The sequence below is a fragment of the Janthinobacterium aestuarii genome, from assembly GCF_046113285.1.
Taxonomy (GTDB): domain Bacteria; phylum Pseudomonadota; class Gammaproteobacteria; order Burkholderiales; family Burkholderiaceae_D; genus Janthinobacterium.
In genome coordinates this window covers 287,831-304,767 of the sequence record NZ_CP142524.1, presented here as the reverse complement: position 1 = coordinate 304,767, position 16,937 = coordinate 287,831, and the positions used below count along the sequence as shown (strand labels likewise).

Sequence of the window (16,937 nt, the reverse complement as noted above, 5' to 3'; positions counted from 1 at the left end):
CAATACGAAAGCAATCATGTCACTTACACAATTCAAAATCGGCACCCGGCTCGGGATCGGATTTGCTGTCGTTCTCGGTCTGCTGGTGGCCGTCTTGCTCGTCGGCCTGTACTCCATGGGGCAACTGAGCGCACGCACGCACGACATCGTGGCCGATAAGAACGTCAAGATGGCGGCCGCCAATACCATGAGCGACAACGTGCGCAACATTACCCTGGCGATCACCAGCATTGTGGTGGCGCCGACGGAAGCGCTGGTGCAGGCGGAACTGGCCAAGATCGGCGAAGCACGCAAGAAATACGGCGCCGCCAAGGAAACCCTGCAAAAGAAAATTTCGACAGACAAGGAAACGGCGCTGATGGCTGAACTGGACGCGGCCCTGAAATCGGGCGCGCCGCTGAACAACAAGGTCATCGAGCTGCGCAATGCGGGCCAGACGGATGAAGCGATCGCCTTTTTGACGCAGCAGGCGGCGCCGAGCCTGAAACGCGTGCTGGGCGCGCTCGACAGCCTGGTCGCGTATGAAGGCGAGCAGGCGGCCCAGGCGGCAACGGACGCCGAAACGCTGAGCAACAGTGCGCGCGCTTCCATGATTACCTTGGGCAGCGTGGCCGTGCTGCTGGGCGCTTTTGTTGCCTGGATCATCACGCGCTCGATCACCCAGCCCATCAATGCGGCCGTGGCCGTGGCCGAAACCGTGGCCTCGGGCGACTTGTCGTCGCACATCGTCGTCAATTCCAGCGATGAAACGGGCCGCCTGCTGGGAGCCCTGAAAGCCATGAACACGAGCTTGCTGAGCGTGGTGGCGCAAGTGCGCAACGGTACGGATGCGATTTCCACGGCGTCGAGCGAAATTGCCGCAGGCAACCTCGACCTGTCGTCACGCACGGAAGAGCAAGCCAGTTCGCTGGAAGAAACGGCGTCGGCCATGGAAGAGCTGACCTCGACCGTGAAACAGAACGCGGACAATGCGCGCCAGGCGAACCAGTTGGCGAAAAGCGCGTCGGAAGTGGCCGTGCGCGGCGGCAGCATCGTCGCGCAAGTGGTCGACACCATGGGCACGATCAATGACTCGTCGAAGAAAATCGTCGACATCATCGGCGTCATCGACGGCATCGCCTTCCAGACCAACATCCTGGCCTTGAACGCGGCAGTGGAAGCGGCGCGCGCGGGTGAACAGGGCCGTGGCTTCGCCGTCGTCGCCACCGAGGTACGCAATCTGGCGCACCGTTCGGCCTCGGCCGCCAAGGAGATCAAGGAACTGATCGCCGCTTCGGTCGCCAACGTGGACACGGGTTCGCGCCTCGTCAATGAAGCGGGCCAGACCATGGGCGACATCGTCGACAGCATCGTGCGCGTGACCGACATCATGGGCGAAATCACCTCCGCCACGCACGAGCAGACCATCGGCATCGAACAGATCAACATGGCCATTGCCCAGATGGATGAAGTGACGCAGCAAAACGCGGCCCTGGTGGAAGAAGCGGCGGCCGCCTCGCAAAGCATGCAGGAACAGGCGGGCGAACTGGCGCACGTGGTGGGCTTCTTTAAAACCGGCAACCATGTTGCCAGCGTCAGCAAGCTGACGCCTGTGCGCGCCACGCCGGCAGCGGCTGCGCCCGCCATCGCGCGCCCCGCAGCCAAGCCCGCACCCGTACGCCAGGCCGTCGCGGCCGCGCCGGCGCGCCGCAGCAATGCCGCCGCCGAAAGCGAATGGGAAGAGTTTTAAAACACCCGTGTTAATACCAGAGTTTTAACACCCGGCAACATCGCAACGGGGAAAGCCAGGCAGGAAGTTGCTGCCTGGCTTTTTTTCGTCCGCCAATACCACTTTTTTTGCGGCAAAGCCCGCGCAATAGACAAAAGTGCAAAACGTGCAGCACGCATACGCTTTACAATCCTCGCTCGCTTTACAAAATATTGGTCATCATGAATCAGGCAGAACAGCAGCGCCTCCTGGCTATCCTGGAGTATTGGCACAAGATCGAATTCTTTATCCCGTTTGACCTGAATCAAATCACGGACGTTGAAGACCAATCCACCGTGCGTCTCCTCCACCGCGAACAGCTGGCGCAAATGCCGCCGCAGTTCGCCACGCAGTGGCCAGTCCCTTCCGACCGCGAGATCGACGGCTTTTCACTGTTCCTCGGCGTGTTCGACAAGGCCGAAATCAACAAGGCTTGCCCGCCGGCCAACGGCCCGGAAAACATTGCCGAGACAGAAAAAACAGAGCTGCTGGGACGCTCGTGCTTTGCCCGCATTAACCTCAATGCGCTGGGCGAGCCGCAGTTCGATCCCGTCTCCGTGTCGACCTTGCCGTGGGCCCTGGGCCGCGCCCGCACGCCAGACTGGTCGGGCCTGAGCCTGGACGCCTTCAGCGACAGCCAGCTGGTGCTGCAGGACAGCCTGCGCAACTTTGCCGCCGCCCGCGCCCCGCAGCCAGTGACGGACGAGGCAGGCAATGTCTCGGCGCCCCTGTCCGGCATGGAAATCGCGGCCCTGGCCGACCTGCTGCGCGACTGGGCCGGCTTCCACCCGTCCGCCGGCCAGCCGCTGGCCGTGCTGGAATTGCGCACGCGCAAGAAACGCGCGGCCGTGACGGAAGGCGACCTGGTTGAGGCCAGCCAGAACCGCAGCCTGGACTTTGGCGACGCGGTGGAGCCATCGATCGATATCCTCAACAGTTTTTACCTCGATGACCTGGAACAGATCATCCGCGCCTTGCGTGGGGGCAAGTTGCCGGCGACGGTGGCCGCCTACCTGACGCCGCTGGCGCAGGACGAGCGCATCGACCTGTACAGCCCGGCCGGACGCCAGGCACTGGCCGCCATGCTCAATCCCGCGAACATGAACCGGGGACACTGGCTGGAAGACGCCAGCTACGCCATGAGCCTGATGCAGCAGTTCGCCATCCATGGCGCGCGCACGGGCTTGAGCGAACGCGGCATCTTTTCCGTCAACGGCCCGCCCGGCACGGGCAAGACGACGTTATTGCGCGAATTGTTTGCCGACAACATCGTGCGCCGCGCCAGCGTGCTGTCCTGTCTGGACCGCGCCGGCGACGCCTTCATCGGCAAGGTGGCCGTGTCCTTCGAAGGCGTGCGCGACCCGATCACCATCGCCCGCTTGCGCCCGGAATTGACGGGCTTTGAAATGGTCGTCGCCTCGTCGAACAATGCGGCGGTGGAAAATATTTCCGGCGACCTCCCAAAACCGAAACAGCTGGGCAAGGAATGGGCGCGCACGCGTTACTTTGAAAGCGTGGCGCGCCGCGTGGTGGCCGACGGCAATGGCACCAACCGCGCCCTGGACGAGACGGAAGCGCCATGGGGCTTGATGTCCTGCGCGCTGGGCAATAGCGCCAACCGCCGCCGCTTCGTCAGCAATTTTTATGACGACGACTGGGACAAGAGCACGGCGCGCAAGACGCCGAATGCACAGAATATCCGCCAATGGCTGACCAGCTACCAGGGCGTGAGCTTCGCCCAGGCGGCGCGCGAGTTCCGCGAAACGGAACACGTGGTGGAAAAGGCCTTGGCCGAGCACGCCCAATACGCGGCCCTGTGGCAAGCCGTGGGCACGTGCACGGAAGCCGATTTTATCCAGGCCAGCCAGCAGGCGTTGATTGAAGCTGAGCAAGAGATGGATGCAGCGAATGACGCCCTGTCCGGCGCGCTGGCACAGCAGGACACCCTGCTCGCCAGCAAGAAGGAATTGCTGGAAGAAGAGCGCCTGGTGGCGCTGACGCAACCGGGCTTTTTTGCCCGCCTGTTCCGCACGGCCCCAGCGCGCGCCTACAAGGACGCCGTCGTGGCCAACGCCGAAGCGCAGCGCCAGGCCGCGCGCGACGTGTCCGCCATCAAGCTGCTGCTCAAGGGCGAGCTGGAGCCGCGCTGCGAGCGGGCCCGCAACAGCCTGCACATTGCCCTGCGCACGGCGCAATCCCGCCAGCGCGAATGGGATGACAGCACGGAATTGCTGCGCCGCGCACGCATGCGTTTCCCCACCATCAGCGCGCCGGCCAGCCTGGACGAGCTGGACGGCGACGCGTTGCAGATAGGCGGCCTGTGGCATGAACCGGCGCTGGCGCGCCTGCGCTCGCGCCTGTTCGCCAAGGCCCTGGCCCTGCACGAAGCGTGGCTGGCGGAAGTGGCGAAGAAGGGCGGACCCGGCTTTGGCGGCAACTTGCTGGCCGTGTCGAAATTGCTGAAAAACAAGCGCGCGTATGACCAGTCGCACGTCGCCATGGTCTGGCACAGCCTGTTCATGGTGGTGCCTGTCGTGTCGACCACGTTTGCCTCGTTCGCGCGCCAGTTCCAGGGCATGGGCCCGGAATCGCTGGGCTGGCTGTTCATCGATGAAGCGGGCCAGGCCGTGCCGCAAGCGGCGCTGGGCAGCCTGTGGCGCGCCAAGCGCGCCGTCGTCGTGGGCGACCCGCTGCAGATCGAACCCGTGTTCACGGTGCCGGGCCGTCTCGTGCAGACCCTGTCCGCCCTGTCGCCGCATACGCAGGACGGCAGCTACGCGCCGACTTCCGTTTCCGTGCAGACCCTGGCCGACAAGGCCAACCGCTATGGCGCAACGGTCGGCACCGGCAGCGCGCAGCCCCTGTGGATAGGCAGCCCCCTGCGCGTGCACCGCCGCTGCGTCGAACCGATGTTTTCGCTGGCCAACAGCATCGCCTACGAAGACAAGATGGTGTATGGGCTGGCTGAACGCACGCCGCCGGCCGGCGCGCGGGGCCTGACGCGGGGACCGAGCCGCTGGATCGACGCCGTCGGCGCCGTCAGCTACAAGCAGGTGGTGCCGGTGCAGCTCGATTTCGTGCTGGAAGTGCTGTTGAAACTATATCGCCGCGATGGCAAGCTGCCCGACATGTATGTGATTACGCCGTTCAAGGCCGTGCGCAACGAATTGCGTTCGCGCATCGTCGACATGGACTGGGACCGCCGCCTCGGCTACGGCAAGGCGCCGACGGCGCGCGAACTGCGCCAGTGGAGCAGTCAGATGGTCGGCACCGTGCATACCTTCCAGGGCAAGGAACAAAGCGTGGTCATGCTGGTCCTCGGCGCCGACGACAGCACGACCGGCGCCGCGCAATGGGCGGCGGCCACGCCGAATTTGCTCAACGTGGCCCTGACGCGCGCGCAGCATTATGTGTACATCGTCGGCAACCCGCTGCTGTGGGGCCAGTTGCCGCATTTTGCACCGGCGTGCGCGCAATTGCCGCATACGGGCATGCATGAGTTTTTGGTGGAAATGGGCTGATTGGCAGGCGTAGGTCGGATTAGCGCCCCAGCGCGTAATCCGACAACATTGTTGGCCGCTCTTGTCGGATTACGCGCGGCTACGCCCCGCTAATCCGACCTTGTATTATTCCCCTCATGCCGTTCGTGGTATTGCGAACGGTATCGACCGCTGTCAAAATCTTGGTAGGCATATCAAGACCGGGTAACTGGATGCCGTATCCGCCCTTAGGCCCCGAGCCAGCTCCGTAGATCTCGCACCAGTTACCCATCCTCCATGTCAAGATCGGACAGTATCTTTGGCACCGGCATGCCGGTTAGCCCGCATTTGCAAGGTAGATCGCAAGAGGACCACAGCATGTTTAATTTAGGAATCGACGTTGCCAAGGCCAAGCTCGACTGCGCGCTGCGCCTGCCCAACGGCAAGCATCGTAACAAGGTTGTCGAGAACAACCACCAAGGATTCACCGCGCTCCACGCATGGCTGCTGAAGCATGCTGCCGGCAGCCCCAGGGTGTGCATGGAAGCGACGGGCACGTATTGGGAAGGGGTTGCCGAATATCTCGCTGGACTTGGCATGGTGGTCAGTGTCATCAATCCGGCCCAGATCAAGGCCTTCAGCGCTTCGCGCCTGGTGCGCACCAAGACCGACAAGGTCGACGCACAGCTGATCGCCGACTTCGCCCATGAACGCCAGCCAGAGCCCTGGCAGGCGCCATCGCCGGCCGAGCAATCGCTGCGCGCGCTGGTGCTGCGCCTCGATGCCTTGCAAGCGATGCGCCAGCAGGAAAGCAACCGGCTTGAAGTGGCGCGCGCGGCGGTACGCCAGGGTATCGAGGATCATATTGCCTGGCTCGACGCCGAGATCAAGGCGCTGATCCTGGCGATCCGCCGTCATATCGATGACGACCCGGATTTACGCGGCAAGCGCGAATTGCTCGATAGCATCCCTGGCCTGGGCGAGCGCACGATTCCCGTGCTGCTGTCCTACTACGCCAATCCTGAGCGCTTCGACAGCGCCAAGCAGGCGGTGGCGTTTGCGGGCCTCGATCCGCGCCAGCACGAGTCGGGTTCCAGCGTGCGTGGCAAGCCACGCATGTCGAAGGTCGGCCACAGTTTCCTGCGCAAGGCACTGTACATGCCGGCCATGGTGGCAGTCCATAAGACGCCTTGGGGCAAGCGCTTCGGTCAGCGCCTGCGTGACGCCGGCAAAGCGCCCAAGCTGATCATCGGCGCCATGATGCGCAAGCTGGTGCACGTGGCATTCGGCGTGCTCAGGTCGGGAAAAATATTTGATCCGGCCTTGCACGCCGCTTGACGGGGATAACAGTATCTACGTTGCTGCGCCGGGAAGACCAAGGTAAACGTCGTGGCGGCCGCGTCGGACGCCACACTCGCGCTGCCGCCGTATAACTGCACGATGGCCGTGACGCAGGCCATGCCCAGGCCTGCGGAAGCGGCCGAATCGCTATTGTCGGATTACGCGCGGCTACGCCCCGCTAATCCGACCTACTTTCCTGCACCGTGAAAACCAAGATGTAGGTCGGATTAGCGCGCAAGCGCGTAATCCGACACCACCACCATCAATATTACGCCGGGAAAACCAAGGTAAATGTCGTGGCGGCAGCGTCGGATGCGACCGTCGCGCTGCCGCCATGCAACTGCATGATGGCCGTGACGATGGCCAGCCCTAATCCTGTGGAGGCGGCCGAGTCGCTGCGGGCCGGGTCGGCGCGGTAGAAGCGCTCGAACAGGTGGGGCAAATGACGCGCGGGGATGGCGGGGCCGAGGTTGCTCACGCTCAGTTCCACGCCCTCGTTGGTCGCGTGCGAACGCATTAAAATCGTGCTGCCCGGCGCCGCATGGCGGATGGCGTTCGACAGCAAATTGCCGAGCGCGCGGCGCAGCAGTTGCGGCTCGGCCGTCACCGTGCCGCTGCCGTGGCAGGCCAGCGCCAGCTCGCGCTCTTCGGCCAGGCCTTCAAAGAAATCGGCAAGGCGCAAGAACTCGTCCTGCACGGGCAAGACTTGCTTGACGAGCACCATTTCATCCTGCTGCGCGCGCGCCAGAAACAGCATGCTGTCGATCATGCGCGACAGCCGTTCCAGCTCTTCCACATTCGACGACACCAGCTGTTCATATTCGTGCGCGCTGCGCGGGCGGGCCAGCATGACCTGGCTTTGTCCCAGCAGATTAGTGACGGGCGTGCGAAATTCATGCGCCAGATCGGCGGAAAACTGCGACAGCCGCGCATAGCCTTCCTGCAGGCGCGCCAGCATGGCGTTCAAGGCCTGGATCAGGGGCAGCAGTTCCGTCGGCGCATCGCGCGCCTCGAGCTGCTGCCCTAGCTTGCCCGGCCGCACGAGGGCCGCATGGGCGGCGATATTGCGCAGCGGCCGCAATCCCCGCAGCAGCATCACGCTGGCCAGAATCGCCGCCACCAGTGCGCTGACGGCCACGGAGACGACGATCTGCCAGCGGTAGGCGGCGAACATGGCCGTGCGGTCGCCGTAGACCCGGGCGACGGCAATATCGGCCATCTGCGCCGGATCGCCGATGCGGGCGCTGGCCGCCACGACCCGGGCCGGATAGCCGTCGCGGCTGGTCCAGCTGACGATGTCGCTGGCCGTCACGGGCGCATCGACGGCCACGGGAACAGCATGCGCGACGTTCTCGCTGTTCGGATTGACATCGATCAAACGCGTGCCATCGGCGCGCACGATGCGCACCAGGGAATTCTCTTGTCCGCTCATGGTGTCGCGGAAATACTGGGGCCGCTCGCGGATGATATCGAGGGTGCCCGCATTGCCGAGTAATTGCTGAATCTGCCGCAGTTTTCCCAGCAATAAGATGTCATCGCGGCGCTCGATTTCCGCCACAAAGGAACGGTACAGATGCATGCCCAGCCCGGCCGACACGAGCGCCACGATCAGCACGAAGACGAGCGTCACGCGCAGGGTCAGCGAGCGCCGCAGTTCTGCCAGCTTCATGCGGCGGCGCCATTGTCAGGCACCGTGGGCGCGCGCAATTCACAGACATAGCCCATGCCCCGCAAGGTGTGGATCAGCTTGGGTTCGAACGGATCGTCGAGCTTGCTGCGCAGGCGTCGGATGGCCGCGTCGATGACATTGGTGTCGCTCTCGAAATTGATGTCCCACACTTGCGAGGCGATGATGGAACGCGACAGCACCTCGCCCTGGCGCCGCGCCAATAAATGCAGCAAGCCGAATTCCTTGGCCGTCAGGGCGATGCGCTGGCCTTGCCGGCTGACCTTGCGTTTCATCACGTCGATTTCCATGTCGCCGATGCGAATGACGTCGTCTTCACGGGGCGGCCCGCGCCGCAGCAGGGTGCGGATGCGCGCCACCAGTTCGGCAAAGGCGAACGGTTTCACCAGATAATCGTCGGCGCCCAGCTCCAGCCCTTTCACGCGGTCCTGCACTTCGTCGCGCGCCGTGAGAAAAATCACGGGCACGTCCGCGCCACCCTCTTGCAGGCGCAGCGCGCGCAAGACTTGCCAGCCGTCCATGATGGGCAGCATCACGTCGAGCACGATGAGATCGGGTGACTCCGTACTTGCCATGTGCAAGCCATCGCGGCCATTGCGCGCCAGGCTCACCGTGAAGCCGGACTCGGCCAGCCCGCGCAGCAGATAGTCGCCCGTCTTCGGTTCGTCTTCGATTACCAGGATACGCATGGCCGCTTTCTAAGGAGAATATAAAACCATTCTACGCCGCGCACGGACCGCCGCGGATGATAAAAATGTCATGCGGCGATCATCTTCTCGTAGGGCAACACTGACCATACTGGCGCCACCTTATCAACGGACAGCCACATGAAAACCCTGTTACTCGGCAGTACCCTGCTGTACCTGCTGGCCAGCCCCGCCCACGCCCAGCTGCGCCAGGTCGATGATCTTTCTCTGGCAATGGCCAACAAGCTGGCGAATGCGGCCATCGCCGCGTGCCAGGCGCAAGGCCGGCATATTGTCGTCAGCGTACTCGACCGTGGCGGCAATGTCGTGACCGTGCAGCGCGCCGATGGCGTCGGGCCGCACAACACGGACGCCAGCCGGCGCAAGGCCTACACGGCCCTGTCGACGAAAAACGATACCCAGGCGCTGGCCGTGGCCGCGCGCGGCAATCCCGACATGGCCAATTTGACGACCGTGCCGGAACTGTTGCTGCTGGGCGGCGGCCTGCCCTTGCGCGCCAAGGGCGAAGTCGTCGGCGCCATCGGCGTCGCCGGTGGCGGTGGCGCCCTGCAAGACCGGGCCTGCGCCCATGCCGCCCTGGCCGCCATTCCTGAACTCGATTCCCCCACCCTGTGAAAGCAACGACGATGACCTATCTGAAAAAAATCACCGCCGCCCTGGCCTTCGCCAGCCTGTCCAGCATGGCGCTGGCCGCCAATCCCTTGAGCGTGCACATTCTCGACCTGCAGAGCGGCCAGCCGACCGCGGGCGTGACGGTCACGCTGGAGCAGAAAAAAGGGGATGCCTGGCAACAATTGGGCAGCGCCGTGACGAACGCGCAAGGACGCATCGCGGCCATGTATCCGGAAAATCAACCCATGCAGGCGGGCGACTACCGCATCGTGTTCAAGACGGGCGAACACTATGCGCGGCTGAAACAGGAAACCTTCTTCCCGGAAATCCCCGTGCAATTCCACGTGGAAAAGACCGACCAGCACTATCACATTCCCTTGCTGCTCAGCCCTTTCGGCTTTTCCACCTACCGCGGAAATTAAACCTGGCCGATAGTCTTCGCCGTCTGCCCGAACAGCACGCTTTTCGCGTCGCCGCTGACGGTGGGCTGCACATTGATTTCGGCTGCCCGCGCATACGCGCGCACGGTGGCGGGACGGGCGGCGATGGCCGCGAACCAGCGCGCCAGGTGCGGGAAGTCTTCCAGCTTCTGGCGCTGGCGTGCGTGCGGCACGATCCACGGGTAGATCGCCATGTCGGCGATGGAATACGTGTCGCCGGCCACGAATGCGCGGTCCGCCAGGCGCTTGTTCAGCACGCCGTATAGCCGGTTCGTTTCATTGACGTAGCGCGTGATGGCGTAGTCGATCGGTTCGGGCGCATATTGCACGAAATGGTGGTTTTGCCCGGCCATGGGGCCAAGGCCGCCCATTTGCCAGAACAGCCATTGCATGACCTCGGCACGTCCCCGCACGTCGGCCGGCAGGAATTGCCCGCTTTTCTCGGCCAGGTATTGCAAAATCGCTCCCGATTCGAACAGGGATAGCGGTTCACCGCCATCCGCCGGCGCCTGGTCGACGATGGCGGGGATGCGGTTGTTCGGCGCGATGGCGAGAAACTCGGGCTTGAACTGCTCGCCCTTGCCGATATGCACGGGAATGATGTTGTAGGGGATGCCCGCTTCTTCCAGGAACATCGTCACTTTGTGCCCGTTGGGCGTGGTCCAATAATACAGGTCGATCATCGTGGTCTTTCCAGGTAGATAAGTAGGGGCAGGCGCACTTGGCAGAACTATTGTCGCGCCGCAACTGATATGCATGGATATAATGCCACGTAAGCGAAAAACAAGACGGCGTCCAGGCAGGGCAAGCACCCACTGGCACCGTCACGCAGGCATCCCGACATTCCAGAGCACAAACAAAGAAAGCCGACCATGCGCAAACTCCTGATCGTCACGCTGTCCGTCCTGCTGTCAGGCTGTGTCCAGGACTTCGCCATCTACATGTTCGATGGGCAAGACCATTCCCTGACCGTGCGCCGCCAGCAACGTTATTTTTGGCAAGACACCGTGGAAGTGCAGCTGATGGCCACCAACCTGCCGCAATGCCAGCGCCTGCATACGCTGTCCACCGATGCGCCGGCCGACATCAAGGTCGAGCTGTTCGCGGCGGGCGATGGCCTGTGGAATATCCGCATGGGCAAGCAGCTGTGGCAGGCGGAAACGAATACCTGCAATGAGCTGACGGAAATGGAAAACGACCCGAAAGCCGACCTGGGCCAGCCGGTCGGGCAATTCGTGGTCGTCGATGACAAGCTGGAATTCGAGCCGGCGCCGCAAGCGGCGGCACCGGCCCAATAGGAACTTAGCGCGCCGCCAGGCTGCGCAGCGGCTTTTTCGCCACGGCGCGTGGCGCGGCCGAGCTTGCCGCCAGGCGCGGCGATGTTCCCGGTTCCTGCGCCGACAGTTTGAAGCGCGCCACCAGTTGCGCCAGCACTGCCGCCTGATCCTGCATGCTCGACGCCGCTGCCGCCGCTTCTTCCACCAGTGCCGCATTTTGCTGCGTCACGCTGTCCATCTCCGTGATCGCCTGGTTGACGTGGCCGATACCCGTGCTTTGCTCGTGCGAGGCGGCCGTGATGTCGGCCATGATGTCGGTCACGCGCGACACGCTGGCCACCACCTGATCCATGGTCGTGCCCGCCTGTGCGACGAGCGTGCTGCCGGCCGCGATGCTGTCGACGGAAGCGCCGATCAGTTCCTTGATTTCCTTCGCCGCGCCTGCGGATCGTTGCGCCAGATTGCGCACTTCCGACGCCACGACGGCGAAGCCGCGTCCCTGTTCGCCCGCGCGCGCCGCTTCCACGGCCGCGTTCAAGGCCAGGATATTCGTCTGGAAAGCGATGCCGTCGATGACGCCGATGATGTCGACGATCTTGCGCGACGACGCGTTGATGGTGTCCATGGTACCGATCACTTGCGCCACCACGGCGCCGCCCTGGCGGGCCACGGCGGAAGCGGACTGCGCCAGTTCATTCGCCTGCACGGCATTGCCCGCGTTTTGCGTCACGGTCGAGGTCAACTCCTCCATCGAGGCCGCCGTTTCTTCCAGCGAACTGGCTTGCATTTCCGTGCGCGCCGACAAGTCCATATTGCCGCTGGCAATCTCGCTCGATGCCGTCGCGATCGTCTCGGCACTGTGGCGGATTTCGCTGATCGCGTCGACCAGGTTGGCCTGCATGGTTTTCATCGCGTACAGCACGCTGTGGCGGTCGCTGGCATGCGTGCGCACGACGCCGCTCAAATCGTTATTCGCGATCTTTTCCGCCACGTCGGCCGCATACTCGGGATCGCCGCCCAGCGCATGGCGCAGGCTGCGGTTGATTACGACGACGACGGCGGCCAGCAGGCCGCACACCAGCACCAGCACGCCCAGCGAGGTGAGCAGCGACTGGCGGAAGGCCGCATCGATATCATCCATGTACACGCCCACCACCAGGGTCCAGGCCCACGGCTTGTAGGCCACCACGCGGCTCATCTTCGGTTCGGGCGTCTTCTGGCCCGGGCGGGGGAAATAATAATGGACGAAGCCCTTGCCCGCATCGCTCTTGCCGACGGCAACGATGTCGCGGTACAGATAGGTGCCGTTGGCATCTTTAAAATCCGACATGTTCTTGCCGTTGGTTTGCGGCGCGGCGGGATTCATCACCACGACGGCATCGAGATCGATGATGGACAAATAACCGGTCTCGCCGAAACGCATGCTCTTGATGACGGCCGTGGCCTGCTTTTGCGCTTCTTCCTTGGTCAAGGCGCCGCTGGCGGCCAGGTCGCCGAACATCTTGACGGCGCCCAGGCCCAGGTCGGCGGCATTGCTCAGGTCGGCGCTGCGTTCTTCGATGCGGATCTTGCGAATTTCCAGGGCGTTGTAGACAAAAATAACGGTGATGCACAACAGGCTGCAAATCAGGGGAATCCATAACTTCTGCTGGAACGTCAATTTCTTCATGCTGTGTCTCCGACTCTCTATTGTGCGGCGATGGGGCGTGGCCCGCTTCCAGCTGGGCAAGCCCGGAATGCGGCGGCGACGGTGCTCTGGCGGCACCGTTCAGACGTCTCCAGCATACGCTCGAACGACCGATATTTACAATGCCGGGAAGCAATGAATTTTGCCCGGTGTTGTTAATGCGTTGCGACAATTGATGAGAATTGATGTTGCGTTGCGATATTGCATTGCAGCAAAAAAGGCTGTGAATAGGCAGCGTCAAGGCAGGCGGAGGTGGCGGGCGTGTGTCAAAATGCACGCCAGATCGATTGAATCACGAAAGCACAGCATGACCAAGAATGAAGCCATGAAACGCATCAACGACCGCCTGGGCAAACCCACGCTGACGGACAAGAACACGCATTTTGCCAGCGTCGCCAGCTATGGCACGGACGAAGGCTGGTGGCTGAAGATCCCCTTCCTGACCTTCAAGCAGGAATTGCACTTCATCCTCAACAACGAAAAGACGAAAAGCTTCCAGCACCTGAAGATCGGCGCCAACCAGATTCTCAGCCCGGGCATGAAGTTCCGCAGCACGGGCGGCGCGGCCGACGCCTTCATGTCGGCCTCGGCGCCGAAACGCCTGATCGACTTGCTCGACGGCGGCAGCAAGTACAACTTTACAAAACACTTCGTCAACGACTACCGCTACTAAAACACCTGACCAAACCTGCTGCGCGGCGCGCTTTGCGGCCTGCGATGCTCACCGGCTCGGCACCCCCGTACAAAAGTACGGTTGCGCTTCTTGGCCACAAATCACTGCCGCTCGCTACGGTTTTGTCAGGTGCTCTTGGCGTTGTTAGTTTTCCCTTGGAGGCAGCCAGGCCCTGAGCAAATGTTGGGCGATGTCGAGCGCGTCGTCGCGGCTGGTGCCAAAGTGTAAAGGGTAGCCCCAGAACTGGCCGAACATGACGGCGAAAGCCTTGCCGGCCAGGCGCTTGGCGGCGCTCGGTTCGACCAGCACCATGCCCTGGATATACGCACGCAGGGCAGCCTTGTGCCGTTTCATCCACAGCACGGCGCGCTTGCGCTCTTCCTGCGGATGGTCATGCCCATCCTCGTCCAGGCCTTCTTCGCTGAGGATGACAAACGCTTGCTGGCGCGCCAGCAAGTCCTCGAACTGGCTGAACAAGGCATCGTCGGGGCCGCTGGCGGCGTTGTCGCGGCGCATCCAGACGAGGGGGAAATCGGTGATATCGAGTTGCATGGGGGACTCCTTCAAGGGGGTTGCCGTTTCTCCTCACCTTCATCAGAACACGGGCGGCGGCGGTTGCCGTTGAAGCGGGGCTGCGGATAGCCATACGATACCGATGACGGCGCCCGACGTCATTGCATACAATAGCCACAATATTATTCAATCCAGCCAAAGTCATCCCATGCCCCATCCCCTCTTGCCCAGCATGCTGACGGCCCATCTGGGTCTGGACGACGAGGCCTCCATCCTCGATTTCGACGTCGACGGCGTGCTGCGCCCTTTGCTGGCCGTGGGCCTGGCCAGCGTGCCAGAGGATGCGGAGCAGGCGCCGCACCAGCACCGCAAGGGGCAGCTGCTGTACGCCACGCGGGGCGTGATCCATTGCGAAGTAGAAAGTGGAGTGTGGATCGTGCCGCCCCAGTGCGCCGTGTGGATACCGGGCGGCCTGATGCATTCGGCGCAGGGCGTGGGCGAGGCCGAGTGCTACTGCCTGTTTATCGAGCCGGCCACGGCGCCGGCCTTGCCGGCCATCTGCTGCACCGTGGCTGTCTCGCCCCTGTTGCGCGAACTCATCACCAAGGCGGCCGGTTTTCCCACCCTGATCGCGCTGCAGGGCGCGCAGGAACGCCTGGTGGCCACCCTGCTCGATGAATTGGCGGTCGCGCCCGTGGAAGACTTGCATCTGCCAATGCCGCGCGATGCGCGTTTGCGCCGCCTGGCCGCCCTGCTGCTGGCGCAGCCGGCCGATAAAAGCACCCTGGCCGAGTGGGCCAGCCGCATCGGCATGAGCGAGCGCAGCATGACCCGGCTGTCGCTGGAGGAAATGGGCATGAGCGTGGGCGGCTGGCGCCGGCAACTGCACGTGATCCTGGCCTTGCAACGGCTGGCGCAAGGCCACAGCGTGAAAGCGGTGGCGCTGGAACTCGGTTATGAAAATACCAGCGGTTTTGTCACCATGTTCCGCAAGGCCGTGGGCAAGCCGCCGGCCCGCTACCTGGCGGAACGGGAATCCGGGCGCGCATGAAAAAAGGCGGCATATGCCGCCTTCGTCCCGCATCGTCGCCGAAAATCAGACTTCGCGCGCCAGGGCCAGAAATTCCGTGCGCAGCGCCAGGTTCGGCTGCATCTCGCCCAGCATGGCCGAGGTGATGGTTTCTTCGCCCGGCGTGCGGATGCCGCGGCTTTCCATGCACAGGTGGCGGCAGCGTACGACCACGCCCACCGATTTCGGTTCCAGCACTTCCATCAGCGCATTGGCGATCTGCATCGTCATGCGTTCCTGCACTTGCAGGCGCTTGGAGAAGCAATCGACGAGGCGCGTCAGTTTCGACAGGCCGACGATCTTGCCGTTGGGCACGTAGCCGATGGTGGCCTTGCCGAAGAACGGCGCCAGGTGGTGTTCGCAATGGCTGTAGACGGGGATGCCGCGCACGACGATCAGCTCGTTGTACTGTTCCGCGCCATCTTCAAAGGCTTTCAGCAAGTCCACCGGGTCTTGGCCGTAGCCGGACGTCCAGTGCTTCCACGCCTTGGCCACGCGGGCCGGCGTTTCCAGCAAGCCAGGACGCTGCGGATCTTCACCAAAGCTGCTGATCAGCCGGCGCCAGTCGTTTTCGGAGAATTCTTCTTGAGACATGCTAAACCACCCTAAAATTTTCAATTGCCGCCAGTATATAGAAAATGCGGCAGGCTGCCTGAGCAGCCCCTGGTTTACGACTGCGCCGGCGGCCGGTGCGCGCCCACCAGCAGCGCGGAAATCGACACGCTCGAACTCGCTTCCGGCCACGCATCGCCGGGGCCGAACCAGCGCGCCTCGGCGATCTCGTTCTCGTCGAGGCGGATCTCGCCATCGAGGTAATCGGCCGTAAACGCGATCATCAGCGAATGGGGAAATGGCCAGGATTGGCTCATGAAGTACTGCAAGTTATGCACGCGCAAGCCCACCTCTTCCATCACTTCGCGGTGCACGGCTTCCTCGATCGATTCGCCCGCCTCCAGGAAACCGGCCAGCGGACTGAAGCGCTGCGATGGTGAATGCTTGTGCATGGCCAGCAACACCTGCTCGCCCTTGCGGATGAGTACCATCATGGCCGGCGAGATGCGCGGGTAGGCCAGCATGCCGCAGGCGGCGCAGGTAAAGCAGCGTTCGCCGCGCGTGCGCTGCATGGGCGTGGCGCACACGCCGCAATGGCGGTGCGTGCGCGCCCATTCGGCCAACTGCACGGCGCGGCTGGCCAGGCCCAGGAAGTCATCGTCGACGGCGTTGAACAGCGAACGCATGCCGTGATACGCCAAGCCGCTATCGGCGGGCAACAACTCCGCATCCGTCCAGACCGTCTGACAATAGCGGCCCTGCCACCAGCCCACGGGCTGGGCGCGACTCAGGTCGATATCGAGCACGGCCGCCTCGGCGGCAGTGGGCAGGGTCAGCCCGGGCATACGCAACAGCAGGCGCCCGCGGTGAAAGACGAATGTCAGCGTCTCGGTGGCGGCCGGGGCCGGTTCGGGCGTGTCGATCAGGGGGACGAAGGCAAGGGGCGTGTGCAGCATGTGCGGGGAAGAAATTTGTAAAGGTTGCTCATCATACTCCCGCTGCCAAACGCTTGCGCGCATAGCAGCGCCCGGACTGCAAAGCAAGCATTCATAAGCCATGCGCGTGTTTTTTTTGCGCTAAGTCTAATCCGTTGCGTAAACGATACTGATAACGATTCTCATTTACGAAATAGCGCCCAGTTATTACAATACCG

16 protein-coding genes are annotated in these 16,937 nt (G+C 63.0%); 8 read left to right on the top strand and 8 right to left on the bottom strand.

What is annotated here, in order from left to right; translation table 11 throughout:
• The first annotated feature begins 16 nt into the window (after positions 1–16).
• Positions 17–1,729, top strand: a complete 1,713-nt coding sequence (locus tag OX462_RS01320) for a methyl-accepting chemotaxis protein (protein ID WP_409027600.1) — start codon at positions 17–19, stop codon at positions 1,727–1,729.
• Here the strand turns inward: OX462_RS01320 and OX462_RS01315 are convergent.
• Positions 1,726–2,076, bottom strand: coding sequence for a hypothetical protein (locus tag OX462_RS01315; RefSeq protein WP_240453476.1), 351 nt, complete (start codon positions 2,074–2,076; stop codon positions 1,726–1,728). The two genes, OX462_RS01320 and OX462_RS01315, sit on opposite strands and share 4 nt — an antisense overlap.
• Here OX462_RS01315 and OX462_RS01310 point away from each other — a divergent pair.
• Positions 2,044–5,268, top strand: a complete 3,225-nt coding sequence (locus tag OX462_RS01310) for a DEAD/DEAH box helicase (RefSeq protein ID WP_409027599.1) — start codon at positions 2,044–2,046, stop codon at positions 5,266–5,268. The two genes, OX462_RS01315 and OX462_RS01310, sit on opposite strands and share 33 nt — an antisense overlap.
• Positions 5,269–5,604: 336 nt before the next feature.
• Positions 5,605–6,564, top strand: a complete 960-nt coding sequence (locus OX462_RS01305; protein WP_121668350.1) for an IS110 family RNA-guided transposase — start codon at positions 5,605–5,607, stop codon at positions 6,562–6,564.
• Between the two features lie 271 nt (positions 6,565–6,835).
• On the opposite strand, the gene OX462_RS01300 is transcribed toward OX462_RS01305, so the two are convergent.
• Both OX462_RS01300 and OX462_RS01295 read right to left on the bottom strand, forming a co-directional pair.
• Positions 6,836–8,236 carry a heavy metal sensor histidine kinase gene (locus OX462_RS01300; protein ID WP_409027598.1) on the bottom strand — a complete coding sequence of 467 codons (1,401 nt, stop codon included), beginning with the start codon at positions 8,234–8,236 and terminating at the stop codon, positions 6,836–6,838.
• Positions 8,233–8,943, bottom strand: a complete 711-nt coding sequence (locus tag OX462_RS01295; RefSeq protein WP_070224783.1) for a heavy metal response regulator transcription factor — start codon at positions 8,941–8,943, stop codon at positions 8,233–8,235. Before OX462_RS01295 ends, OX462_RS01300 begins: the two co-directional genes overlap by 4 nt.
• Before the next feature lie 138 nt (positions 8,944–9,081).
• On the opposite strand from OX462_RS01295, the gene OX462_RS01290 reads away from it, so the two are divergent.
• Positions 9,082–9,576, top strand: coding sequence for a GlcG/HbpS family heme-binding protein (locus OX462_RS01290; RefSeq protein ID WP_070224784.1), 495 nt, complete (start codon positions 9,082–9,084; stop codon positions 9,574–9,576).
• Between the two features lie 11 nt (positions 9,577–9,587).
• Positions 9,588–9,995, top strand: coding sequence for a hydroxyisourate hydrolase (gene uraH, locus OX462_RS01285; protein WP_409027597.1), 408 nt, complete (start codon positions 9,588–9,590; stop codon positions 9,993–9,995).
• Here the strand turns inward: uraH and OX462_RS01280 are convergent.
• Complete coding sequence (locus OX462_RS01280) at positions 9,992–10,696, bottom strand: glutathione binding-like protein (protein WP_070224786.1); 705 nt, start codon at positions 10,694–10,696, stop codon at positions 9,992–9,994. The genes uraH and OX462_RS01280 overlap by 4 nt on opposite strands.
• Positions 10,697–10,885: 189 nt before the next feature.
• Between OX462_RS01280 and OX462_RS01275 the strand changes: the two genes are divergently transcribed.
• Positions 10,886–11,311, top strand: a complete 426-nt coding sequence (locus OX462_RS01275; RefSeq protein WP_070224787.1) for a hypothetical protein — start codon at positions 10,886–10,888, stop codon at positions 11,309–11,311.
• Positions 11,312–11,315: 4 nt separating this feature from the next.
• Here the strand turns inward: OX462_RS01275 and OX462_RS01270 are convergent, their stop codons facing one another.
• Positions 11,316–12,959, bottom strand: a complete 1,644-nt coding sequence (locus OX462_RS01270; protein ID WP_409027596.1) for a methyl-accepting chemotaxis protein — start codon at positions 12,957–12,959, stop codon at positions 11,316–11,318.
• A gap of 325 nt (positions 12,960–13,284) precedes the next feature.
• On the opposite strand from OX462_RS01270, the gene OX462_RS01265 reads away from it, so the two are divergent.
• A complete protein-coding gene (locus tag OX462_RS01265; protein WP_070224789.1) occupies positions 13,285–13,650 on the top strand; it encodes a hypothetical protein in 366 nt (121 codons plus the stop codon).
• Positions 13,651–13,794: 144 nt separating this feature from the next.
• On the opposite strand, the gene OX462_RS01260 is transcribed toward OX462_RS01265, so the two are convergent.
• A complete protein-coding gene (locus tag OX462_RS01260; RefSeq protein ID WP_070224790.1) occupies positions 13,795–14,202 on the bottom strand; it encodes a hypothetical protein in 408 nt (135 codons plus the stop codon).
• Between the two features lie 193 nt (positions 14,203–14,395).
• Here OX462_RS01260 and OX462_RS01255 point away from each other — a divergent pair, with 193 nt between their 5' ends.
• Positions 14,396–15,214 (top strand): AraC family transcriptional regulator, encoded by an 819-nt coding sequence (locus OX462_RS01255; protein WP_409028714.1) that lies wholly within the window; start codon positions 14,396–14,398, stop codon positions 15,212–15,214.
• 45 nt (positions 15,215–15,259) lie between these two features.
• On the opposite strand, the gene folE is transcribed toward OX462_RS01255, so the two are convergent.
• Positions 15,260–15,826 carry a GTP cyclohydrolase I FolE gene (folE, locus tag OX462_RS01250; protein WP_035822985.1) on the bottom strand — a complete coding sequence of 189 codons (567 nt, stop codon included), beginning with the start codon at positions 15,824–15,826 and terminating at the stop codon, positions 15,260–15,262.
• A 74-nt stretch (positions 15,827–15,900) separates the two neighbouring features.
• Positions 15,901–16,740: an NAD(+) diphosphatase gene (gene nudC, locus OX462_RS01245; RefSeq protein ID WP_409027595.1), complete on the bottom strand. Its 840-nt coding sequence runs from the start codon at positions 16,738–16,740 to the stop codon at positions 15,901–15,903.
• Positions 16,741–16,937 lie beyond the last annotated feature (197 nt).